Origin of the sequence: Pseudomonas sp. BS3782 TE3695 (assembly GCF_050435305.1) — a bacterium.
GTDB lineage: Bacteria > Pseudomonadota > Gammaproteobacteria > Pseudomonadales > Pseudomonadaceae > Aquipseudomonas.
On record NZ_JBNDKB010000001.1, the window covers coordinates 4,780,721 to 4,803,373 of the forward strand.

Consider the following 22,653-nt stretch of genomic DNA (forward strand, 5'->3'; position numbering starts at 1 on the left):
GACCGGCAGCTCTTGGCCGACTGCTGTCTTTTGCGAAGGGCAGCTTTTGGCCGAGGCTGTGTAAAAACGTTTTTGATCGTAATAGGTGGCTGGATTCGACACAAAAATTGCGCTCCTACACAAATTTCAGGTCTGCTGAGCTGCCGAGTGCCAGCAATCCTAGAGCTCCACTTTGTTATTCGCGGACTGCGCCAAAAACTCGGTGATCAGTGACGTAACTTGCTGTTGAATTACCTCTCGCGGGCGAGCATTGTCGCCATCCCCGCAAATGATGCCATCGCCAGGAATGTCCTCTTCGAGCAATGCCACTGCACCTGGTTTGCAAATCGGCAAGAAGCTGAAATGGCTGGCGTCACTGATCTCGACATAGCGGCTGGACGCTTGGGGCAGGCGTGTGGCCAGGTTGGCGGACTCCAACTGAGCAGGCAGTTCCACCGATGGTGCGCCGGCAGCGATAACTAGCACCGGCACCGGCAGTGCCGCAAGGCTCTCATCGGTCATCCCGCGCGAGAGTCCCAGGTCCAAAGAAACCACAGCGGTGACGCGTTGATCGCGCAAATCGCCGGCCAGACCAGCCTTTAATGCCGGAGTACTCTCAGGATTGATCTTTTGATAATTGGTGCAACTGGATAACTGCGGATGGAGTTTGCAGTCACGGGCAAACAGGGCCGGGTCGAAACGAGCACCGGCGGTCTCCATTGCAGTCCAGCCGCCGAGTGAATGGCCCACTACAGCAATTTGACGCTTTGCGACCACGCCAAATTTTTCAGGTTGAGTGGTGACCGCCTCAATGGCCCGATGCAGGTCAATGGGCCGCTGCCATAACTGCGCCGCCGCTTGCGGGCTGCGATCATGGGTCGTGGTGCCGGGGTGGTTGACCGCTGCGACAATGTAACCCTTATGGGCCAATGCACTCGCCAACCAGTTCTGATTGTTCCAATTGCCTCTGAATCCATGGGAGAGCACCACCAATGGGTGCTCGCCAGCAGAGGGTGGCGCGTTGCGAACCGCAGAAGCACCGACAAACACCACATCGTCGCCGATCAACTGTGGGGTGACGGTCGTTGTACTGGGATACCAGACGACCATCTCCAGCGGACGCTCATTGTCCGGCAGGGTGGAGGATTGGAAGCCGACAGAGTTGACGTCAGCGAGAGCGCTGGTCGTCAGACAGGTTAAAAGCAGGGCGCCGAGAGCTGTTTTCAATGGGGTTTGTCTTCCTTGATTTAGATAGGGGTTCAGAACCTGAAACCCACCGATAGCGTGCATCACATCTCGCAAGTTATAGAAATCCAGCGCCGTGAGCAGGTGAATCTGCACCGACATTAAAGCCGAAACTGCGACTGACATGCATAGTTTTCGTTATCTGAATTGACCGGTCAGCAGCCGGGCTTTCGGGGCAAGTCCGAAGGGCCGCTATTGGCCGATTCTGTTGAAAAAGTCGCTCGGCCCAAACTGCCTGACCATTGACTGGTGAAAACGCCTTTTTTGCACGCTGCTGCGTGAAATCCGAGTCCGGAAGCCTCTGCCAAAAGTAGAGATTTCAATCTCGGACGCGTACTTTTCCGATGCGCAAACCATGGCCGGCTTTTTCAACAGAATCGGTCGATTCCAGCCTGTCGCAACAGGCAGAAAACGGCCAGAAGTGTTCACAGGAATGCGCCTGAAAACGAGTTGATTCAATGGGCGTCAGAAATGACTGTATATGCCGGCACGTTGGCTGATATCTTCCCGCGCATAAAATCGTGTCCAGTCGACGCTGATCCCATCAAGGAAGATAAAAACAATGAAAATATCATTCATCGTTTCGCTAGGAATTTTATCGTTAATTCAAACATCACTATCCTTCGCGGATAATGCCAATGGAAAAAACCTCTATTTACAGCGATGCACCATGTGCCACGGAATAGATCTCAAGGCAACAGGACCACTGGCTAATAAAAGCAATCCTCCTACACCTGATCTGACAACATCCGCTTTCAAAAAACGATTAAAAGATTATCCGGGCGTAATTGTATCGTCGATAATACTTCGCCCCAATGGAGACTTGATTCCAAAAACTTTGCGAGAGAACGGTGTAAAGCTATCGCCGCATTCATGGAGCGTTAAAGATCTGCGCGATTTAAATCAATATATGGGTGGTGTGATTTCAAAATGAGAGGTAGAAGGAAAAAAGCTTCCCGGTCGATTTCTGCCTTTAATGGGGGGCAGCTTGCTACTCAAAGCAACCCTTGATGTATGTTTGTTGTCGCCATATGTTATTGGCATTCATGGAGGATTCTGACTGATGGCACGCGTGGGATTGATACTGACACCCGGTTTTGCGGACTGGGAATATGCTTTCATTGCTGGAACTGCATCCCCGTTTTACGGGATCGACGTCAGGTTTTTCGCTCCTGCTACGGGGCAGTTCCGCTCGCAGGGTGGATTGGCTGTAACGGTTGATAGCCGTTTGCAACAATGTCTGGACTGGAAACCGGACGTTGTTGTCGTCATTGGAGGAATGGTCTGGGAACGTGCAGAAGCACCGGATATTCGAGACTTTCTTCATGCTAGTCGTTCAAGTGGAGCGACCATTGCCGGTATCTGTGGGGGAACGCTGGCACTTGCGAGGGCCGGGCTTCTCGACGCGGTTCCTCATACCTCGAACAACGCTGATTTCTTACAACAGAATGCCGTAGGTTATGAAGGGCGCAGGCATTATCGAAGCAGTCCGGGAGCTGTGGTTGCAGACCGCATCATAACTGCTCCAGGCCCTGCACCCGTTAGCTTCACCTGCGCAGTGTTCGAAGGTGCCGGACTATCTTCAGAGATTATTTCTCAGTTCAGGTCAATGTTAGCAGCGGAACATCGGTGACCCTTTGTCCTACAAAACAGCCGATCAGGTGATGGGGTCGAGTGGCCGCTTGCGGCCCGAACGCTGGCACGTGAAACGAGATGAATCTGCCCTTTAAAACCACCCCCCACAAAAAAGCCCACTGACCGTCACCGATCCAGTGGGCTTTGCGATTACGCTTCTACTTACAAAGCCATATCCGTCGCAGCATTAGCCTTCGGCGCCTTGGCCGGGGCAGCCGGAGCAGCCGGAGCAGCCGGAGCAGCCGGAGCCGCCGGAGCAGCCGGAGCCGCCACCTGCCCCATCGCTGGCGGCGGAGTCAGCTCCAGCACCTTGGCGGTGTAAGCCCATTCTTGCGCCACTTTCTCAGGGCTGCTGTTCAGCTGAGTGCCGTAGCTCGGCACGATCTGGTGCAGCTTTTCCTGCCAGGCTGGCGAGGCGACCTTGTCCTTGAACACTTTCTGCAGCACGGTCAGCATGATCGGTGCGGCAGTCGATGCACCTGGCGATGCGCCCAGCAGGCCAGCGATGGTGCCGTCTGCGGATGCAACGATCTCGGTACCCAATTTCAGCACGCCACCGGCAGCTTCATCACGCTTGATGATTTGCACGCGTTGACCGGCTTGCCACAGGCGCCAGTCTTCGGCTTTGGCGTTCGGGAAGTATTCTTTCAGGGCGTTGAGGCGGTCTTCGTCAGACAGCATCAGTTGGCCTGCAAGGTACTCGACCAGCGGGTATTCCTTGATGCCGACCTTGGTCATTGGCCACACGTTGTGTGTGGTCGTGGTGGTCAGCAGGTCCAGGTACGAGCCTTCTTTGAGGAACTTGGTGCTGAAGGTTGCGAATGGGCCAAACAGGATGACGCGCTTGCCGTCCAGGACACGGGTGTCCAGGTGCGGAACCGACATGGGCGGTGCGCCAACGGAGGCTTTGCCGTAGGCCTTGGCCAGGTGTTGTTCGGCCAGGGTCGGGTTCTCGGTCACGAGGAACGAGCCGCCAACCGGGAAGCCTGCGTATTCCTTGGCTTCAGGAATGCCGGACTTCTGAAGCAGGTGCAGTGCACCGCCGCCCGCGCCGATGAAGACGAACTTGGCGTCGGTTTCGGTTTTGGTGCCGTCTTTCAGGTTTTTGTAGCTGACGCGCCAGCTGCCGTCTTCGTTCTTGGTGATGTCTTGCACTTCGCTAGACAGTTTCAAGTCGAACTTTGGCGTGGTTTGCAGGTGTGCGACGAACTGGCGGGTGATCTCGCCGAAGTTGACGTCGGTACCAAGCGGGCTCCAGGTGGCCGCGACTTTCTGGTTCGGGTCACGCCCTTCCATCATCAGCGGAACCCACTTCTTGATGACAGCCGGGTCTTCGGAGTACTGCATGCCGGCGAACAGCGGGCTCGCTTGCAGGGCTTCGTAGCGCTTCTTCAGGAACTTGATGTTGTCATCGCCCCACACAAAGCTCATGTGCGGAGTGGAATTGATGAACGAACGCGGGTTCTTCAGCACGCCTTGCTGAACTTGCCAGGCCCAGAACTGACGGGAGATCTGGAAGGCTTCGTTGATTTCAACGGCTTTCGGGATCTGGACGTTGCCCTTGTCGTCTTCCGGGGTGTAGTTCAACTCGGCCAGGGCGGAGTGACCGGTACCGGCGTTGTTCCAGCCGTTGGAGCTTTCCTGGGCGACGCCGTCGAGGCGCTCGACCATTTCCATCGACAGACCAGGTTCCAGCTCATTGAGCCAGACACCCAGCGTTGCACTCATGATGCCGCCGCCAATGAGCAGCACATCGACTTTCTTTGCCTCTTCCGCGTAGGCGGACGTGATCCCCATCGACAAAGCCAGCCCCAGCAGGGCCGTGTTCAGTTTCTTAAACATCTGTAGCACCTATGATAAACGCCATCCGCCTCCAATCCTCAACATGAGCAACCCAAGAGTACGGGTACGCAGGCAGCGTGCCGTGGGTTCCTGCACTTACAAGGATTTGAAGGTGGGCACACAAGGCCGACGTGTCTCCATCGACCTCAGTTATATGTCCCTCGTGCACTGACTTTTTATCGTTATTGGCTCAGTTACTTGAGCGACATTGATTCTGTCGAACGTCTGTGGACGTACGAACCGAATAAGTCAAACCAAGTTAATGCGACAGAATATCACGCCGCGGCCAGCCTGCGCGCCCGAAAGGACTGCACGCTAGTCGGGACGAGACCCACGCCCGGCATCTTTGCTCAAACGATCCAGCACAAACGCCTTGGCGTTGCGCGTCATTTGGTCGAGATGCCGGTCGCGCTGCTTCTCCGCATCGATCATCGCCCGCTTGCCGTGTTTCTGTAGCAGATACGTATGTATCTGCCGCACCTCCAGAGAACTGTAGATTGATGTGACATCCAGTAAGCCCATCAAGCCTTCCGTGCCGTGATCACGGGTGTTCATCAGCACCTGGGTGCCGCGCACGCCCAACACCTGGAAGCCCATCGATTCGAACCAGGGCACCTTGGCGACGGTGCAGGTCAGTTCGGCATGCGGGTAGCGGTCGAGCATATTTTGCAGCATCGCCCGGGCAACGCCCCGCCGCCGATGGCTGGACTGCACCGCCATGTACGCCACGCCGCACGCCTCGGGGTCGTCTTTGACCGGCAGGTACAGCAGAAAGCCGATGACCTGCTCAGGGTCTTCATCGTCCGTGGCGACGATCAGCTCAACCGCAATGCCTTTGGCGCCACTGAGCGCTTCGAGGTACAGATGAACCTCATAACCCACCGCGTATTGATAGACGTTGTACAACGGGTTGCTCGGCGCGATGCCCACCATGCTGATGTCGGTCAGGTTGTCGACGACCATTTGCAGGATCTGGCTGTTGATGGGCTCTGGGCACGGGGTGGCGAAGTGGGTGAGCTGGGGCATTGCGTTTTAGACTCCGGGTTAAGCCCGCTATTGTCACAGATCGAGCCCCCGCAGGAAAATCACCGCTCGGGTGCAACGATGCGGAAGCGGATGTTGATGTCGTTGGAGACAACATTGTCCGCCCACTCCCCTTCGCCGATCTTGAAGTCCCGGCGTTTCACGATGATGTCGCCATCGAAGAGGCCGATGCCCTTCTCCGGCTTCAGCAATACCTTCACCTGCAACTCACGCGTTATGCCCTTGAGCGTGAGGTTGCCGGTGATCAAGTAGCGATGGTCGCCCAGTGCTTTCACCCCGGTCGATTCAAAGGTAGCCACCGGATACTCCGCCGCGTTGAACCATGCAGGTTTTTGCAGCTCACTGTTGGCATCGCTGCCCCCGGCGTCGATGCTGGCAAGGTCGATGGTCAGCTTGGCGCGGGCCGCGGTGGGGTTCGCCGTGTCGAAATCGATTGTGGCGTCGAACTTGCCGAAGGTGCCATACGCCCTGGAACCGAACTGGTTATAGGTGAAAGAGATCTTGCTGGCGGTGGTGTTCACCTGGGTGTATTCGACGGCGTGGGCGCAAGGCAAGGTGCCGACCAGGAGGATGGCGAGCAATGCGGCGAAACGCGGGAATCGAGGGGGCATGGGATTCTCCGGTTGAAGCGCCCTTCACGAATTGAAATACCGCACCCGTGTGGCTGCGATAGCTGGACTTAAGCAAATAATCGTTGAATACGCCAGGTCCGGGGATAAATGCGATCTGTAGGAGCTGACTACGAATAAGCCCCAATCATCCACTTCACTTTCTCCAGCGCCTCGCGCAATGCGCCCATCTCCACCGAGCCCAGCGCCAGGCGAAACGCATGCGGGACGTTGGCCGAAGTGGCGAACGGTTCGGCGGTGGAAACGGATACGTTTTCGCGCATCAAGGCCATGGCGATCTGGTCGGCCCTTGCGTCTTCCGAGAGTGGCAACCACAGAAAATACGACGAGGGATGGCGAATGCAGCGCAGCCCTGTCAGTACCTCGCCGGCCACGACTTGCCTTGCTTGCGCGTCCTGGCGCTTCTCAGCTTCCAGTTGCATGACGGTGCCGTCGTCGAGCCAGGCAGTGGCGATGGCCGTCATCACGCCCGGGGTATTCCAGGTGGTCGCTTTGATCGTGCGCTCCAGCGCGGGCACGTGTTGAAGGGGGGCGACGACGAAGCCGACGCGCAGTCCGGTGGCCACACTTTTGGAGAGTCCTGATACGTAAATTGTTCTCTCGGGTGCGAGTACCGCCAGCGGCGCGGGAGAATTTTCCGCCAGGAAGGCATAAGCGGCGTCCTCGATGATCAATAGCCCATGGCGGCGCGCAATCGTCACCAGACAGTCCCGTTGATTGGCACTCATCACCCACCCCAACGGATTGTGCAGGGTCGGCATCGTGTACACGGCCCGCACGCGCCTGTGCCGGCACAGGCTTTCCAGCGCTTCCAGATCCGGGCCATGATCGAGCACCGGAATGGGCACGATTTCAAGGTGCAGTGAGTCGGCCAGGGCTTTGAATCCTGAATAGGTCAAGGCATCCGCTGCAATCACGTCACCGGGTTGCAACAGCGCCATCATCGTCACGGCCAGCCCCTGCTGGGCACCAGTGACGATCAGCACCTGGTCCGCCTCAACCGCCAGGCCTCGGACGCGCAGATGGCGCGCCACCGAGGCGCGTTCATGCGGGCGCCCCGCGTGTGGCTGGTAGCGCAGCAGCGATTCCAGATCGCCGGCCGATGCGAGCTGGCGCAGGGCATTTCGTAGCAGTTCTGCCTGCCCTGGAAGCGCCGGATAGTTGAAGTTCAGGTCCGTCATGCCAGCGGCAACGCTATGCTGGTCGATACTCTGGCCCGGTGACCACGACGTTTCCCTGACGAAAGTCCCCCGCCCCATCTCTCCGCTGACCAGGCCCATGGCTTCCAGCTCCGCGTAAACCCGGCTAGCCGTCACCAGCGCCAGGCCTTGCGTTGCCGCCAACTGACGGTGGGTCGGCAAGCGCGTGCCTGGCAACAGTCGTCCGGAGCGGATGTCCGCGGCAAATTCATCCACCAGTGATTTGTAGCGTGAACGAGGCATGGGCAAGTGTATCCATGACAATATTTTGATTGTATTAAGTTTCGTCCATAGGATGCCTCCCATGCAACCGGCATAAAGGGAGTCCTCAATGGAACGCACATCGAACCTGCAAACCCACACCACGGAAAAGACCGCGAACGGCTGGCTCAACGGGTTCATCGGCGTGCTCATTTTCAGCGGCTCGCTGCCGGCGACGCGGGTGGCCGTTCTGGAGTTTGACCCGGTCTTTTTGACGGTTGCCCGGGCTAGCATCGCTGCCCTTCTGGCGCTGGGCATGTTGCTGCTCTTCAACGAAAAACGGCCGGCCAAAAGTCAGTTGCTCTCCCTGGCAATCGTGGCTCTGGGCGTTGTATTCGGGTTTCCACTGCTGACGGCGCTGGCGCTGCAATATGTAACGTCTGCGCATTCCATCGTCTTCGTAGGCCTGTTGCCCCTCGCCACCGCAGCGTTCGGGGTCTGGCGCGGTGGTGAGCGTCCGCGGCCGGTCTTCTGGTTTTTCTCGGTGTCGGGAAGCCTGCTGGTGGTGGGGTTTGCCGTTTCCCAAGGCTTGAGCGCTTCGCCTGCGGGGGACATTCTGATGTTGCTGGCCATCCTCGCCTGCGGATTGGGCTATGCAGAAGGCGCGAAGCTTTCAAGAACACTGGGCGGCTGGCAGGTGATTTCCTGGGCCCTGGTGCTGTCGCTGCCGGTCATGATCCCGCTGACCTGGTTCCTGGCCCCGCCTTCGCTTTCGGGAATAACCCCGACTGCATGGTTCAGCCTGGCTTATGTTTCGCTGTTCAGCATGTTTCTCGGCTTCGTGTTCTGGTATCGCGGATTGGCCCAGGGCGGGATTGCCGCCGTCGGTCAGCTTCAGTTGCTACAGCCGTTTTTCGGCCTGGCGCTGGCGGCCACGCTGCTGCATGAACACGTCAGCCTGGGCATGTTGGGTGTGACCGTTGCGGTGATTCTTTGCGTAGTGGGTGCACGCAAGTTCTCAAAATAGACGCCTCGCCGTCAGAAACCGACTGTTGGTCGGTCTGGCGGCCGCAGGAATACTAACCTTTTAAGGTAAGGCCTGAATCGTCGTGGTGGACCGGCCTCCGAGTTGTTTCCGGCCCACCGCAGTACTTGAGAGGAGGAATGAAAAATGGCCAATTCAGAGAAGAAAATGCCGGTGCAGACCGACGATGAAAAAACCAATCAGCAACAGATGGCGACATCAGACCCTTGGCGTCCTCTGGAAAAACTGCGCCAACAGGTCGATCACCTGTTCGAAGACTTCAATCGTGGCTCGGGGTTGACCCCTTTCCGGCGTGGGCTGTTCGATGTCGAACCGTTCTGGAGTCGGGAATTCATCGGCCGCAGCGTGCCTGCGGTGGACATTACCGAGAAGGATGAAAGCTTCGAAATCACCGCCGAACTGCCGGGCATGGATCAGGAAAATATCGACATCAAATTGTCCAATGGCAACCTGATCATCAAGGGTGAAAAGAAAGAGGACAAGGAAGAAAAAAGAAAGGGCTATCACTTGTCAGAGCGTCACTATGGCTCCTTCCAGCGGGCATTCAGCCTGCCAAAGGGCGTCGATGCCGACAAGATCGAAGCAAACTTCAGCAAAGGCGTGCTGAGTATTTCGCTGCCGAAGAAGCCCGAAGCCATGAACGCGGACAAAAAGGTGCAAATCAAATCAAGCTGAATCGCCCTTCGCGCGACAGAAAGCCCCTTGCCGGGAAGCGGCCAGGGGCTTTTTGTTGTTTTGCGAAAGAGACTGGCAGGACCTGTCAGTCGACCTGGGGCAATGGCTTGATGATCGTCAGACTGCAGGGTGATCGGTTAAACACCTTTTCGGCTGTACTGCCGATGAATATATTGATCCCGCGATGGTAGGTTGTCCCCAGTACTACCATGTCGAAGGCGTGTCGTTGTGCAAAATGCGCGATCACCTCCGGAGGGATCCCGGGCAGTAAATGTTGCTGTTGTTTCTCGACTCCATAGCGCTCGGCAAGCACCTCGAAGGCCTCCAACTGAGCATCGATGACCGCGTCTCTTAAACTGCCATCCAGTGTCGCTGTCGGCACGTTCACCTCAGACTCCCCCAACTGCGACCAGCCGTCGACGTTGAGCAGGTGCAAGGTGGCGCCGCAGGATTGCGCCAGCGTCGAAGCGAGGTCGAGAATCCGGTCATTAAGCCCTTGGGTCAGCGCCTCCAGATGGGACAGGTCGACGGTGGCGAGGATGCTCAACGGGTTTGGATTGGCGGCATCGGTGACCAGGTGCAAAGGCGCCGGACAGTCACGCAGCAATTGCCAGTCCAGCGGTCGGTGGAAGGCGCGGTCGAGTGCCGACATGCGGTGTGTGTCCTTGATCACCAGGTCCGCGTGGAAGTCATTCACATACTCAAGCAGATGCGCCAGGCTCGGTCTGGCCCAGACCACTTCAGTGGTCACCTGCAACCCTTCGCATCGTTGAAACCTGGCTTGCTGCTCCAGCCAGTGTCGATGCACTTGCAAGTAACCTTCCCGCGCCTGGGCCATCGCATCGTGATCGAACAGGCCGGCCACCGCCAATGCCTGAACATGATCGAAAGCGACGATGTGCAACATTGCACCGGTTGCACAGGCCAGGGCTCGCGCCCGATCGAACGCCGGGGTGCGAGCCATTTCGGTCGGGGCAATCAAGAGCAGACGTTGAATTTTCACCTCTACTCTCCTTGCAATATCGGCAATTGCATCGCGCGGGCGAACATGGCGGCCCGATCGAACGCCGGAGTACAAATCATGGCGCAAGGAGCGATCAACAGTAAACGCTGTGTCTGCGACATAGGGCACCTCGGCGCACGGCCATCTCGATGCAGTGGGTAGAACCACAGAGTGAGCGCTCCAGATTCGAGCAATTTGATCTTTGTCAGTTATCGGGTCGACCGTTCTTCCGAATCGTCAGTTTGCTGGAAACAAACCCGGAAACGGCTCTACAACGCTCCCGCCACACGTCGGGGGCGCATGCGGCATCACTCGCCAGGTTGATAAAGATCAATCCCGTTTCCCCTGTCAGTGACAGGATAAAAAATATGGCCTCGGTGCCCAAACGCATGGGTGCCATGGAGCACAGGTGTTTCTGCAGTTTTTGACGGGAGTTTTGTCATGTCTGAGCAATTACGCTTCATGCTGGTCGTCTCGCCGCTCATGGAAAACAGCCCCGCGTTCGACCGAGCCGCCGCGTTGGCCAAGGCCGCGGGCGCGGCCCTGCACATCGTCGCCTTCGATTACCTGGAAGGTTTGGCAACGGCCAATCTGGTCAATGGACAAGTGCTGGAGCAGATGCGGCTCGGGTATGTCGAGCGCCATCGCCAATGGCTCGAAGAACAGGCCCGTCCCTTGCGTAAAATCGGTGTGCCTGTCACCACTGAGGTGGTTTGGGTTGAAAGACCGTTGCAGGAAATCCTCGTTCACCTCAAAGAACAGCCGATGGCAGTCCTGATCAAGGCTCTGGAATACGAGTCGCTGCTGTCACGGATCATGTTCACGCCCCTGGACATTCATCTGCTGCGCGAATGCCCGGCTCCGCTGCATTTTGTCAGCCATGTGCAGCACGCGTTGCCGCGCAAGATCGTCGCCGCGGTCGATCCCTTCCACAGCAACACTCAGTACAAGGATTTCAACGACAGGATTCTGCGCGAGGCGTCAAAACTGGCCAGTACCTGCAACGCCGAGCTCGATGTTATCTACGCCCATGACCTGTCATCGATCAGCGCGGACGAGTTCGATTTCGACAACAGCTCGACGTTTTTCTCTTCAGGCAAAGCCAAGACACTGTTCGACGCACAAGCCGATGTCTTCCGAGAACTGGCCGAACGCAACGGTATTGCGCCGGAGCAACAGCACATGATCATGGGCAACCCGGCCAAGGTCCTTACCCATTTCGCCGACGCGTACAACGTCGATGTGATTGTCATGGGCCGGGTCGGCCATCGTGGCATGGGTCGACTGGTGGGCAGCACCGTGGAGCATCTGCTGTACAAAATGCCGTGCAGTGTATGGGTGGTTTCACCTGAAGATCTGTAGAGCGAAGCTGCGACAGCGCTTGGACACTCCTGTCGGGCGCTGAGCCGCGCCATGAAACTCAGGACAGTTTTTGGCACAGGTCCTTTTCTCGCCACGGGCTGCTCAAACGCAACACAAGTTTGTGCAACTCACTGAACCAGAAAACACTGCTGGCCATTGCAACACAAAGTCCCCACTGGCTCAGCGTCAATGCACTCGTGTTGAAAGCCTTGTTGAGTGGTGACCAGTGCACCACGGCAATCTGCAAGGTCACCGCCAAGGCTATTGCCCCCCAGAGCCACTGGTTGGCGAATAATCCGATGAATGCACTGGCTGATTCCGAGCGAGCACTCAGTGCATTGAACAGTTGCGCCAATACCAGCACCGTAAAACAGGCAGTACGGGCCTGAACCAAAGACTCATCGCCCGGTATCAGGCCACCAGGCAACATCCAGTCGACCGTCAGCAAACTCGCCAGCGCCATCACCAGACCGACCTGGAGCACGCCGCTCCACATGCTTGTGTCGATAATTCGATCCGTTGGCTTGCGCGGGCTGCGTGTCATCACATCCTCACTGTACGGATCAAGCCCCATCGCGATGGCAGGCGCCGCATCAGTGATCAGGTTGATCCACAGAATCTGTGTGGCCAGCAGCGGCAGGATGATCCCGCCCTTCTCATCCACCAACCCAATGACGCCGGCACCGACAACGGCAAGAAACACCGTTAGAACTTCCCCCATATTGGAAGACAGCAAATAACGAAGAAACTTGCGGATATTGTCCAGAATCCCGCGCCCTTCGCGAACAGCCAGTACGATGGTCGCGAAGTTATCATCAGCCAGAATCATTTTTCCCGCCTGCTTGGTCACCTCCGTTCCGGTGATGCCCATGGCAATGCCGATATCGGCTGACTTCAGTGCCGGTGCATCATTCACACCATCCCCGGTCATCGCCACCACATGCCCCTGCGCCTGAAGCGCGTCGACAATCCTCAGCTTATGCGAGGGCGCCACGCGTGCATAAACAGATGTCGATTTGACCACCTCGGCCAAGGCCGCATCGTCCAGTTCATCCAGGTCGGCACCGGTCAATGCCCCTCCACCGGCCTGGATGATGCCCAGATCCTCGGCGATGCGGGCAGCCGTTCGCGGATGGTCGCCAGTGATCATGATGATGCGGATGCCTGCCCGACGGGCCTCGGCAATGGCTGGCGCGACTTCTTCGCGCGGTGGATCGCTGATGCCGACCGTCCCGATGAAAACCAGCGCTTTCTCAAGGGGTTGACCGGCCGTGACATCCTCTTCGGGTGACAACGGACGGTACGCCACGGATAGCGTGCGCAAAGCGGCACCCGATAATTCATTCACATCGGCCACGGCTTTGGCACGCAGGTCGTCGGTGAGTGGCACGACATCCATACCGACCTGAACGTGTGTGCAATGTTGAAGAAGCACATCCGGCGCGCCCTTGCTGATCAGTAGTCGCTCATCGTTGCGCTCATGATCGATGACCAGTACCGACATCATTTTTCGATCAGAGGTAAAGGGTATTTCAGCCACGCGCTCGAAGCGTTCCTTGCTACGTGCCGGGGCATCAAGCTTGCGCTCCGCCACCAGAAAGGCGCCCTCGGTCGGATCACCTTGAATCACCCAGGTGCCCTCTTCCTGCTGCGCAAGCGCGGCATTGCCAGCCAGGCTTCCGCCACGCAGTAACAGCACATTTTCGATGTGCACCGGGCCGCCGCTCATGGGCAGGTCCTGATGATGAATCTGACCCTGCGGGGCGTAACCGACACCGCTGACCACCCCTTTGCCTGATGCCGTCATGGTTTGCTGGATGGTCATTTCAGAACGGGTCAGCGTGCCGGTCTTGTCGGTACAGATGACCGATGCAGACCCCAGGGTCTCTACCGAAGACAGTCGCTTGATGATGGCTTTGTTGCGGGCCATCCGCAGCATGCCGAATGCGAGCACCAGTGATAAAACCGCAGGCAGCCCCTCCGGCACCGCGGCTACCGCCAGAGACACACCCAGCAGAAGCACCCGTAGCACATCGTCGACCGTGCGAACATCAGTGAGCATCAGCACTGCCGTAACGACAATCGCCGCGATCAGCAGAACAGCAATACCGAGCATCCGCCCTATGGCGCGCACTTCCTTTTGCAGCGATGTCACCTCTTCGGGCGTGACATCCAACAGATGAGCGATCGCCCCGACTTCAGTCGCCATGCCAACGGCAGTGACGATGCCGAGCCCCGCCCCCTGGGCGATGGCTGTGCCTTTGAACACCATATTGGAGCGCTCTGCCAAAGGGACTTCGGTGCTCGAACACGTTGTATTTTTCGAGACCGCTTCACTCTCTCCGGTCAGCGATGCTTCCAGGACCCGCAAGGCATTGGCCTGAACAAGACGAGCATCGGCGCCCACCGAATCACCCTCGGATAACACCAGCAGATCGCCGATCACCAGTTGCTCACTGGGGATACGCGTCAAGGCCCCATCGCGGATGATGGAGGACGAGGTTTGGGTCAGTTTGGCCAGCGCCGCAACAGCTCGCTGTGAGCGGGTTTCCTGGAAAAACCCGAGGAACGCATTAGCCAGCACAATCAGGGTGATGACCAACGCATCGACAGGCCAATCGCGGTTATCGCTCAGCAACCAGATGGCCAAGGTGATGGCCACTGCGACGAGCAGCAGATACACCAGCGGATCCTGAAACTGCGCCAGTAGATAATGCCAGGCGGGTTTGACCGGTTGAACCCGTAATTCATTGGGCCCGTCTCGGTTCAGACGGGCCTGGGCTTGTGCATTGGACAAGCCCAGGCCGATGTCAGTGTCCAGCTCACGGGCAATCATCCCCACGTCTTCAAGGTGAGGGTGAGCGATAGCGTGGCTGCCAGATTCAACTGTCTTGCTCATCTTATCCCCGGCCCTTTGCCGGAAAACCGGCCAAGGGGTTTATGTCAGAGTGATGAGCTTGAGGGCTGATCGACGGGGGTTAATTCGACGCTGTCGCGGTACTCCGGCACCGAAACCGACCAGCCCAGTTCCAGACTGATACGCCGGCGCAGTACATCCGAGGCATTCGGTTCCCCGTGCACCACATACGTGTGTTTCGGCGGCCGTTTGAACCCGCGCAACCACTGCATGATTTCATCCGCATCGGCATGCGCGGACAGCGTTTCCATCGGTACCACTTCGGCCCGGATCGGCACATCTTTGCCATGGATACGCACCGATGGCGCACCGGCGACGATCTGCGCACCACGGGTACCGCCCGCCTGGAAGCCCGGCACCAGCAACGTGTTCAACGGGTTGGGTGCCAGAGCCTTGGGGTGATGAAGTACGCGCCCACCGGTGGCCATGCCGCTGGCGGCGATGATCACCGCCGGGGTGCGTTGCTGGTCCAGTTCGATAGAGTCTCGGGTCGAGCGCACGAAATGCGCGACATGGCACATGCCCTCGCACTCTTGCAGTGACAACCGGTGTTCACTGCGAAAACGCTGGTACAGACGCGTGACGTCAGTGGCCATGGGGCTGTTGAGGTAGATCGGCAGATCCGGGATCGCCCGTGCCTGGACAAGCCTGTACAGGTAATACATCAGCAATTGCGCACGTCCGACCGCAAACGAGGGCACCAGCGTGATGCCGTGGCGCAAAGCGGTGCGGGTGATGACCTGCGCCAGTTGCTCCTCCGGGGATTCAACAGGGTGCTGTCGGTCGCCGTAGGTCGATTCCACCAGCAGATAATCAGTCTGCTCGATGATTTGCGGGGCGAACATCAATGGATCGTTCGGCCGCCCCAGGTCCCCGGAGCACACCAGCGTCATGCCATCGGCCACCACTTCCACCGTGGCGGCGCCCAGTATGTGCCCGGCGCAGCGCAACAGGATGCTCATGCCCGGAACAATCTGGACCCGGTGGTGCAACTCCACCGGATGCAACAATTTCAGCGCCTGCTCGGCGTCATGCTCGGTATAAAGCGGCAGCGCCGGGGTATGTTTGGAGAAGCCATGGCGATTGGCAAACTCGGCCTCTTCTTCCTGCAAGCGGCCACTGTCGCGCAAGAGGATTTTCACCAGTTCACAGGTTGCGGGGGTGGCATACACCGGCCCGCGATAACCGTTGCGCACCAGCACCGGTAAATAGCCACTGTGATCCAGATGGGCATGGGTCAGCACAATGGCGTCGAGGTCGCGAACCGGTATCTGGAAAGGGTCCCAATTGTGCAGACGCAGTTGTTTATAGCCTTGGAACAAACCGCAATCGATCAGCACATGATGGTCGTGGTGTTCCAGCAGGTACTTGCTGCCGGTCACCGTGCCCGCCGCACCGAGAAATGTCATTCGCATCGTCATTTCCTCAAGCCAGGTAACGCTTTACCCGACGGATAAACGCTTAGCCATGCTTTTCCTTTCGGCTCATGGCGGCAGGGCAGTGTCAGGTTGTGATGAACAGTATCTGGCGCTAGGGCGATGCGGCTCTGATATATGTCAATTAATGACCGTTAGTGATAGCCGGACACACTCACAGAAGCCTTGTTGATTTAGCTCAATGTCTTGATGTCGTTCACGTGTAAAAAAAAACTGATCGGGCCAGGCTTTGCGCCCGCAGTAAGCCATCCACCGGACAGAGGGCAATCACCATGAGCGACTTGAGTTTGCGTCAACATATTCTGGAAGAGCTTGAATTCAAGCCTGATATCGATGCTGCCAACATCGGTGTGACCGTGGACAACGGCGTCGTCACGCTCTCCGGGCACGTCAAGAGCTACATGCAGAAAATCAACGCAGAACGCGCGGTAAAAAGCATCAAAGGAGTACGCGCGCTGGCCGAAGAAATTCAGGTCAGACCGGAGAAAAACGCTGGCACGGCGGATGACACCATCGCAGCCCGGGCCTTGAACATCATTGCGTGGAGCTCAGACGTTCCCGAGGATGACATCGAAATCACGGTGCAGAACGGCTGGGTCACCCTTGAAGGCGAAGTGGACTGGCAATACCAGAAAGAAACCGTGGAGCGGGCCGTGCACAAATTGTCCGGAGTGGTCGGCATCGACAACCTGCTGACCCTTCGTGCGCGAGTGAATGCAGTCGATGTCCAGCAACGTATCGAAGAAGCCCTCAAACGCAATGCCGAAGTCGACGCCAAGGAGATCCACGTCAAGGTCGAAGGCGACGTCGTGAAGCTTGAAGGCAGGGTTCATTTGTGGCGCGAACGCAAGATCGCGGAACGTGCAGCCTGGTCGGTGCCCGGTGTGAAGCAGGTTGAAGATCATTTGCTTCTCGCCTGAATCAATGACCTGGGCAAATCGTGGATCGCACCAGCCGCGTTTCACTGGAGGGGCATGATGCTCGCGGTCACATTGATCAATACGCTGGTGGTGATCGTCGCCGTGGTGATCCACTACGAATGCCTGTTACGCCTCAATGACTGGTTGCCGAGGCTTAAACTCTGGAGCCGCTTCAGGATTGTCGTCGGGGTGTTCGGTGCGCTGCTGGCCCATGCCATAGAGGTGTGGTGCTTCGCGCTGGTCTATTACCTGATGGTGCGCTCTGGGGAATGGGGCAGCCTGATCGGCAATTTCGACGGTTCACTGATGGACTGCGTGTACTTTTCATTTACCACGTACACGACAATCGGTTTCGGCGACATTGCACCGGTGGGCAACCTCAAGTACCTGACGGGTCTAGAGGCTCTGACCGGTCTGGTCCTCATCACCTGGACGGCATCCTTTCTGTTTATCGAAATGCAGAAGTACTGGAAGCGCAAGTAACCCGCCGCCCTTGCCTTGCACCCCGACAGCCGTGCAACCAGATCTGGCGCAACAGCTCCTGCGAGTCTCCATTGCTGTCTAGCCTCTTTCTGATCTAGATCAAACAGGCTTTGGCCGTTCATGCACAAATCAAGAGTCAGCATTCACACCGTCGTGTTTTCTTGTGAAAATAGATCAAAAAGTGCAAATCAGTGCGGCTCCTGACAGTCGACGTGAATACCGCGCCGCATGGCACGACGGCCAACCCGCCTTTATGGGGTGACGTTCATGAACACACCTTCCCAAGACATGCTGAACACACTTTATGGCTCGCATACGCACGTTGACGAGGCCTCCATCGCCCCGCTTCTGCGTCAGTACGCCGAGCCCCTGCCGGAACTGAATTCGCCCGCATTGGGTGAAATGTTCGACCGCTACGCGGATGCGCGCGTGGTGATGATCGGTGAAGCCAGCCATGGCACCAGCGATTTCTATCGAACCCGGGCGGCGATCACCCAACGACTGATCGAGCAGCACGGGTTCAACATTGTTGCCGTTGAAGCCGACTGGCCAGACGCGGGCCACGTTGACCGTTATGCTCGAGGGCTGGCGCATTCGGCCTGGACGCGGCACATCTTCAGCCGGTTTCCCACCTGGATGTGGCGCAATACCGATGTGCAAGCCTTCGCCCACTGGCTGCATCAGTACAACCATCAACACGCGCCTGAACGCCGCGTCGAGTTTCGCGGCCTCGATGTTTACAGCTTGCGCAACTCGATCCATGAAGTGCTGAGTTATCTGGACCGAGTCGACCCGCACCTGGCACACGAAGCTCGGCGGCGCTATGGCTGTTTGACGCCTTGGCAGGATGATCCTGCACTGTACGGCCACTTTGTCGAACGCGACGGTGTAATGCCTTGCGAGCATGCGGTGGTCGAACAGCTCAATGCCATGCTCGCCGAACAGTTGGCCGGGCTTGTCCAGGACGATGAGGCGTTCTTCAATGCAACGCAAAACGCCCGGGTCGTCCGGGCGGCGGAACAATATTACCGCGCGATTTATCGAGGTTCGACCGCCTCCTGGAACCTGCGTGACCGGCATATGTTCGACACATTACAGGCGCTGCTTGAGCACCGGGGCCCTCAAGCCAAAGCCGTGGTGTGGGCGCACAACTCGCATATCGGCAATGCGGCCGCCACGCAGATGGGCTGGAGGGGGCAGTTCAATATCGGGCAGCTGTGCCGCAATGCCTATGGGCGCGATGTCGTGCTGATCGGCATGAGCACCGACCGTGGCCAAGTGGCCGCGGCCGATGACTGGGATGGCGAGATGCTCATCAAAGACGTCCGGCCATCTCGTCCAGACAGTTGGGAGCGTCAGTTCCTCAAGGCCGGCGTGCCGGCTTCATTGACCGACTGGCGAGATCCGCAGCGAAAAGACCTGCGTCGAGCCCTGTCCGAACCGCTGCTGGAGCGGGCCATCGGGGTGATTTATCGCCCCGAAACCGAACGCAGCAGTCACTACTTCGAGGCGGTGCTGGCCGAACAATTTGACGCCATGGTCTGGATTGAACAGACGCAACCGGTGACGGCCTTGCCCTTGCCAAAAAGCCAAACGCTGGAACCGGAAGACGAAACCTTTCCATTTGGCGTCTGACAAGCATCAAACGGTGGAGGTCGACACTGGATCACCACCGTGCAGATACCGCTCGAACCAGTCGCCAGCCAGGCTGGCGACTGTTTCAAGCGCGCCTGTTTCTTCAAAAAGATGCGTAGCGCCCGGCACGACTTCCAGACGTTTCTCACACCGCAAGGCATGACTGCTTTGCACATTCAGATTGATCACCACCGGATCTTGCTCACCGACAATCTGCAGGGTTGGCGCCTTCACGCGGGCCAGCGCCGCACCCGCAAGGTCGGTCCGCCCTCCTCGGCTCACCACGGCATACACCCGGTCCGCACGCTCGGCCGCTGCGATTAGCGCCGCAGCGGCGCCGGTGCTGGCGCCGAACAATCCGATCCGAAGCTGTTGCAGTTCGGCATCCTGGCCAATCCAGTCGATCACCTTCACCAGTCGTCTGGAAAGCAGTTCGATGTCGAAACGCAGTTTCCGGGTCTGATTATCCAGGTATTGCTCTGGCTCCGTGAGCAGGTCGAACAGTAATGTACCCAGCCTCCGCCTGGCCAAAGACTCGGCAACTTGTTGATTACGCGGGCTTGAACGACCGCTGCCACTGCCATGGACGAAGACCACCAGGCCGACAGCGTTCCTGGGCAGACGCAAGTCGGCAGACAGCGCCACGTCCCCCAGGTCCAGCTTTCGATAGCGAGCTTCAATCATTTCAATCCTCTTCTCCAGCCTGTGGGCCGCTGACGTCTTCAGTGAATTAGATTCAGCCCCTGAAGATTCGTTGCTGTCCACTGGTCCTCCCGGGCACATGCCCGACAAAGCCCTTACGCTATGATTCACTCATCGGCTCTGGACGGGAGACTGCCATGCCTGACCTGCCTGCGGATCAGCGGTTGCGCTTGTACGACAGCGATGAACTCGATTCGGTGCTGCAGGCGATGGCGCGCCAGGCCGCAACCCTGTTGCCGCCCGCACAAGCGGCACTGGTTGGCATCCAGCGTCGCGGTGAGCCGCTGGCACAGCGTTTACGGCAACATCTGTCACATCAGACCGGCCAGCCAGAGCTGCCTCTCTACCCGTTGAAGGTCAAGCGCTATGCCGATGATCTCAAGGTGCTGCATGCGCACACGGCACTGACCGAGAACCCGCTTCTCAACACGCTGGACCTTGCCAATACCACCCTGCTGGTTGTCGATGATGTGCTGTTTGAAGGCCACTCACTCCTGCGCACCTGTGCTTATTTGGCGCAACTGGGTGCTCGTCGGGTTTATACGGCGGTACTGGTCGACCGGCATGTCTGCCAGCAGCCGATCCATGCCGATATTGTCGGCGTGCACCTGCAAGTGGCCGCCCATGACATCGTCGAATGCAACGTGCCACCTTATGAACTGGAGTTTTGCATTGAAGTGCTGCGCCATGGCGCAGCGCCTCACCCGCGAGGGAGAAGCTGAAGCAGGCTAATCTTTATTAGAAGGGGGTCGGCCGCTGGTCTGCGCCAAACAGGGTTTCAATGACTTTTCATCCCCTGGGCGCTGGAACAACCCTGACCGCGCAGTCTCGGCCCGTTGTAAATGCCCCTGAGTTCTCACTCTGAGCCAAGGCCATGAAAAAGAACGAACAGTGGAATCTGTCCTACTTCGCGATCGCTTTTATCGTGCTGAGTCTCATGCAGATTTTCTTTGGCGAGCGCCAGGCGGTGCAGCCCCTCCCGTACAGCCAGTTTCTGCAACTGTTGAGCGAGCAAAAAGTCAGTGATCTGCGGGTCGACAAGGACCAGATCAGCGGCAAGTTGCATGAGCCCATCGACGGACGCGAACGGTTCTCCACCGTGCGGGTCGATCCGGCGCTCGCAACCGAACTCTCTCAATCGGGCGTCGGTTTTACCGGAGTCACTGAAAATACCTTTATGAACAGCCTGTTGGGCTGGTTGTTGCCGTTTGTCCTGCTTATGGTGTTCTGGCATTTCCTGTTTCGCGGGATGGCCGACAAACAAGGTCTTGGCGGGCTGATGAATGTGGGCAAATCCCGGGCCAAGGTGTTTGTCGAACGCAACACCGGAGTGACCTTCGCCGATGTCGCGGGCATCGACGAAGCCAAGGCCGAGCTGGTGGAAATCGTCTCGTTTCTCAAGGACACGGCCCGATACGAACGCCTGGGCGCACACATTCCCAAGGGCACCTTGCTGGTCGGCCCGCCCGGCACCGGCAAAACCCTGGTGGCCAAAGCCATCGCCGGTGAAGCCGGTGTGCCGTTTTTCTCGATCTCCGGTTCCGAGTTCGTCGAAATGTTCGTCGGTGTCGGTGCCGCCCGGGTCCGCGACCTGTTCGAGCAGGCCAGGCAGGCGGCGCCCTGCATTATCTTCATCGATGAGCTGGATGCGCTGGGCAAGATGCGCGGCGTCGGTACGCTGGGTGGCAATGACGAAAAGGAACAGACCCTCAACCAGTTACTGGCCGAACTGGATGGCTTCGATCCCCGCGAGGGCGTGGTATTGCTGGCCGCGACCAACCGGCCGGAGGTCCTCGACCCGGCGTTGTTGCGTGCCGGGCGCTTCGACCGGCAGATTCTGATCGACCGCCCCGACCGCAAAGGTCGGGAGGCCATCCTCAAGGTCCATCTCAAGAAAGTCACCGTGGAGCCAGGGCTCGATGGCGCACGTATCGCCGAGATCACTACCGGTTTCACCGGCGCCGACCTGGCCAATCTGGTTAACGAAGCGGCCATCGTCGCCACTCGACGCGGCGCCGAAGCGGTCAGCCTGAACGATTTCACCGCAGCGGTAGAGCGCCTCATCGCGGGGCTCGAACGCAAGAGCAGCCTGCTCGATCCCGACGAACGCCGGGTGGTGGCCTATCACGAGATGGGCCATGCCCTGGCCGCCAGTACGCTGCCGGCGATGGACCCGGTTCACAAAGTGTCGATCGTGCCCCGCACCATCGGCTCGCTCGGCTATACCCTGCAGCGACCGACCGAGGATCACTTCCTGATCAGTTACCAGACGCTCAAGGACCGGATTGTCGTGCTGATGGCCGGGCGCGCCGCCGAAGACCTGGTTTATGGCCAGATCTCCACTGGGGCTGCCGATGATCTTGTCCGTGCAACTGATATTGCCCGGCAACTGATCACCCGCTTCGGCATGAGCGCCGAACTCGGGCAATCGGTGCTGGAGCGGCAAACCCCAACGTACCTGGGAGACCGCATGGCCACGGTGGGCGAGAAAGATTATTCGGAACAGACCGCCCGGGAAATCGACCTGGGGATCCGCGCCCTGCTCGATGAAGCCTATCAACGGGCCAAGGCATTGCTGCAGAGTCGTCGGGCCGACCTCGATGAGGGGGCCCGCCTGTTGCTGGAAAAAGAAACCCTCACCCCCGAGGAATTCCCGCCGCTGATGCCGCTCAAGCCTGCCCCGCCACTGCCGAAACTATGA

The 22,653-nt window shown here is 58.2% G+C and carries 19 protein-coding genes; 10 read left to right on the top strand and 9 right to left on the bottom strand.

Translation table 11 applies throughout. The features are described 5' to 3' along the window. Positions 1–159 precede the first annotated feature (159 nt). The gene (locus ABH909_RS21495) at positions 160–1,206 is read right to left on the bottom strand and encodes an alpha/beta hydrolase family protein (protein WP_429440044.1); all 1,047 of its coding nucleotides are present in this window, start codon (positions 1,204–1,206) and stop codon (positions 160–162) included. Between the two features lie 580 nt (positions 1,207–1,786). Between ABH909_RS21495 and ABH909_RS21500 the strand changes: the two genes are divergently transcribed. Next, positions 1,787–2,158 carry a c-type cytochrome gene (locus tag ABH909_RS21500; protein ID WP_429436850.1) on the top strand — a complete coding sequence of 124 codons (372 nt, stop codon included), beginning with the start codon at positions 1,787–1,789 and terminating at the stop codon, positions 2,156–2,158. Positions 2,159–2,287: 129 nt separating this feature from the next. Next, positions 2,288–2,857, top strand: a complete 570-nt coding sequence (locus ABH909_RS21505) for a DJ-1/PfpI family protein (protein ID WP_429436852.1) — start codon at positions 2,288–2,290, stop codon at positions 2,855–2,857. A 164-nt stretch (positions 2,858–3,021) separates the two neighbouring features. Here the strand turns inward: ABH909_RS21505 and mqo are convergent, their stop codons facing one another. The 4 genes from mqo to ABH909_RS21525 all read right to left on the bottom strand — a co-directional run bounded on the left by mqo (position 3,022) and on the right by ABH909_RS21525 (position 7,816). Further along, a complete protein-coding gene (mqo, locus tag ABH909_RS21510) occupies positions 3,022–4,701 on the bottom strand; it encodes a malate dehydrogenase (quinone) (protein ID WP_429436855.1) in 1,680 nt (559 codons plus the stop codon). A 315-nt stretch (positions 4,702–5,016) separates the two neighbouring features. Further along, positions 5,017–5,727, bottom strand: coding sequence for a GNAT family N-acetyltransferase (locus tag ABH909_RS21515; protein WP_429436858.1), 711 nt, complete (start codon positions 5,725–5,727; stop codon positions 5,017–5,019). A 59-nt stretch (positions 5,728–5,786) separates the two neighbouring features. Further along, positions 5,787–6,356 (bottom strand): YceI family protein, encoded by a 570-nt coding sequence (locus tag ABH909_RS21520; protein ID WP_429436861.1) that lies wholly within the window; start codon positions 6,354–6,356, stop codon positions 5,787–5,789. A gap of 128 nt (positions 6,357–6,484) precedes the next feature. Next, positions 6,485–7,816, bottom strand: a complete 1,332-nt coding sequence (locus tag ABH909_RS21525) for a PLP-dependent aminotransferase family protein (RefSeq protein ID WP_429440047.1) — start codon at positions 7,814–7,816, stop codon at positions 6,485–6,487. A gap of 88 nt (positions 7,817–7,904) precedes the next feature. Between ABH909_RS21525 and ABH909_RS21530 the strand changes: the two genes are divergently transcribed. Together ABH909_RS21530 and ABH909_RS21535 are read left to right on the top strand one after the other, a co-directional pair. Further along, positions 7,905–8,801, top strand: a complete 897-nt coding sequence (locus ABH909_RS21530; protein WP_429436864.1) for a DMT family transporter — start codon at positions 7,905–7,907, stop codon at positions 8,799–8,801. Between the two features lie 144 nt (positions 8,802–8,945). Next, positions 8,946–9,494 (top strand): Hsp20/alpha crystallin family protein, encoded by a 549-nt coding sequence (locus tag ABH909_RS21535; protein ID WP_429436867.1) that lies wholly within the window; start codon positions 8,946–8,948, stop codon positions 9,492–9,494. Positions 9,495–9,579: 85 nt separating this feature from the next. Here the strand turns inward: ABH909_RS21535 and ABH909_RS21540 are convergent, their stop codons facing one another. Continuing rightward, entirely contained in the window at positions 9,580–10,497 is a 918-nt protein-coding gene (locus tag ABH909_RS21540) for a universal stress protein (protein ID WP_429436870.1), read from the bottom strand. Between the two features lie 441 nt (positions 10,498–10,938). On the opposite strand from ABH909_RS21540, the gene ABH909_RS21545 reads away from it, so the two are divergent. Then, on the top strand, positions 10,939–11,859 hold the full coding sequence (locus tag ABH909_RS21545; protein WP_429436872.1) for a universal stress protein: 921 nt from the start codon (positions 10,939–10,941) through the stop codon (positions 11,857–11,859). Positions 11,860–11,917: 58 nt separating this feature from the next. Here ABH909_RS21545 and ABH909_RS21550 read toward each other — a convergent pair whose 3' ends face one another. Both ABH909_RS21550 and ABH909_RS21555 read right to left on the bottom strand, forming a co-directional pair. Next, complete coding sequence (locus ABH909_RS21550; RefSeq protein WP_429436875.1) at positions 11,918–14,758, bottom strand: cation-translocating P-type ATPase; 2,841 nt, start codon at positions 14,756–14,758, stop codon at positions 11,918–11,920. 44 nt (positions 14,759–14,802) lie between these two features. Beyond that, on the bottom strand, positions 14,803–16,191 hold the full coding sequence (locus ABH909_RS21555) for an MBL fold metallo-hydrolase RNA specificity domain-containing protein (protein ID WP_429436878.1): 1,389 nt from the start codon (positions 16,189–16,191) through the stop codon (positions 14,803–14,805). Positions 16,192–16,484: 293 nt separating this feature from the next. Between ABH909_RS21555 and ABH909_RS21560 the strand changes: the two genes are divergently transcribed. The 3 genes from ABH909_RS21560 to ABH909_RS21570 all read left to right on the top strand — a co-directional run bounded on the left by ABH909_RS21560 (position 16,485) and on the right by ABH909_RS21570 (position 19,250). After that, positions 16,485–17,132, top strand: coding sequence for a BON domain-containing protein (locus ABH909_RS21560; protein WP_429436880.1), 648 nt, complete (start codon positions 16,485–16,487; stop codon positions 17,130–17,132). Between the two features lie 57 nt (positions 17,133–17,189). Next, positions 17,190–17,615, top strand: a complete 426-nt coding sequence (locus tag ABH909_RS21565) for a potassium channel family protein (protein WP_429440050.1) — start codon at positions 17,190–17,192, stop codon at positions 17,613–17,615. 267 nt (positions 17,616–17,882) lie between these two features. Then, the gene (locus ABH909_RS21570; RefSeq protein WP_429436883.1) at positions 17,883–19,250 is read left to right on the top strand and encodes an erythromycin esterase family protein; all 1,368 of its coding nucleotides are present in this window, start codon (positions 17,883–17,885) and stop codon (positions 19,248–19,250) included. A 6-nt stretch (positions 19,251–19,256) separates the two neighbouring features. Here the strand turns inward: ABH909_RS21570 and ABH909_RS21575 are convergent, their stop codons facing one another. After that, positions 19,257–19,934 carry a dienelactone hydrolase family protein gene (locus ABH909_RS21575; protein WP_429436885.1) on the bottom strand — a complete coding sequence of 226 codons (678 nt, stop codon included), beginning with the start codon at positions 19,932–19,934 and terminating at the stop codon, positions 19,257–19,259. Between the two features lie 155 nt (positions 19,935–20,089). Here ABH909_RS21575 and ABH909_RS21580 point away from each other — a divergent pair, with 155 nt between their 5' ends. Together ABH909_RS21580 and ftsH are read left to right on the top strand one after the other, a co-directional pair. Then, a complete protein-coding gene (locus tag ABH909_RS21580) occupies positions 20,090–20,674 on the top strand; it encodes a phosphoribosyltransferase family protein (RefSeq protein ID WP_429436888.1) in 585 nt (194 codons plus the stop codon). A 152-nt stretch (positions 20,675–20,826) separates the two neighbouring features. Next, on the top strand, positions 20,827–22,653 hold the full coding sequence (gene ftsH, locus ABH909_RS21585) for an ATP-dependent zinc metalloprotease FtsH (protein WP_429436891.1): 1,827 nt from the start codon (positions 20,827–20,829) through the stop codon (positions 22,651–22,653).

Coding starts and splice junctions, on each gene's coding strand:
- ABH909_RS21500 (WP_429436850.1), top strand. CDS start 1,787: ATGAAAATATCATTCATCGTTTCGCTAGGAATTTTATCGTTAATTCAA.
- ABH909_RS21505 (WP_429436852.1), top strand. CDS start 2,288: ATGGCACGCGTGGGATTGATACTGACACCCGGTTTTGCGGACTGGGAA.
- mqo (WP_429436855.1), bottom strand. CDS start 4,701: ATGTTTAAGAAACTGAACACGGCCCTGCTGGGGCTGGCTTTGTCGATG.
- ABH909_RS21515 (WP_429436858.1), bottom strand. CDS start 5,727: ATGCCCCAGCTCACCCACTTCGCCACCCCGTGCCCAGAGCCCATCAAC.
- ABH909_RS21520 (WP_429436861.1), bottom strand. CDS start 6,356: ATGCCCCCTCGATTCCCGCGTTTCGCCGCATTGCTCGCCATCCTCCTG.
- ABH909_RS21525 (WP_429440047.1), bottom strand. CDS start 7,816: ATGCCTCGTTCACGCTACAAATCACTGGTGGATGAATTTGCCGCGGAC.
- ABH909_RS21530 (WP_429436864.1), top strand. CDS start 7,905: ATGGAACGCACATCGAACCTGCAAACCCACACCACGGAAAAGACCGCG.
- ABH909_RS21535 (WP_429436867.1), top strand. CDS start 8,946: ATGGCCAATTCAGAGAAGAAAATGCCGGTGCAGACCGACGATGAAAAA.
- ABH909_RS21545 (WP_429436872.1), top strand. CDS start 10,939: ATGTCTGAGCAATTACGCTTCATGCTGGTCGTCTCGCCGCTCATGGAA.
- ABH909_RS21550 (WP_429436875.1), bottom strand. CDS start 14,758: ATGAGCAAGACAGTTGAATCTGGCAGCCACGCTATCGCTCACCCTCAC.
- ABH909_RS21555 (WP_429436878.1), bottom strand. CDS start 16,191: ATGCGAATGACATTTCTCGGTGCGGCGGGCACGGTGACCGGCAGCAAG.
- ABH909_RS21560 (WP_429436880.1), top strand. CDS start 16,485: ATGAGCGACTTGAGTTTGCGTCAACATATTCTGGAAGAGCTTGAATTC.
- ABH909_RS21565 (WP_429440050.1), top strand. CDS start 17,190: ATGCTCGCGGTCACATTGATCAATACGCTGGTGGTGATCGTCGCCGTG.
- ABH909_RS21570 (WP_429436883.1), top strand. CDS start 17,883: ATGAACACACCTTCCCAAGACATGCTGAACACACTTTATGGCTCGCAT.
- ABH909_RS21575 (WP_429436885.1), bottom strand. CDS start 19,934: ATGATTGAAGCTCGCTATCGAAAGCTGGACCTGGGGGACGTGGCGCTG.
- ABH909_RS21580 (WP_429436888.1), top strand. CDS start 20,090: ATGCCTGACCTGCCTGCGGATCAGCGGTTGCGCTTGTACGACAGCGAT.
- ftsH (WP_429436891.1), top strand. CDS start 20,827: ATGAAAAAGAACGAACAGTGGAATCTGTCCTACTTCGCGATCGCTTTT.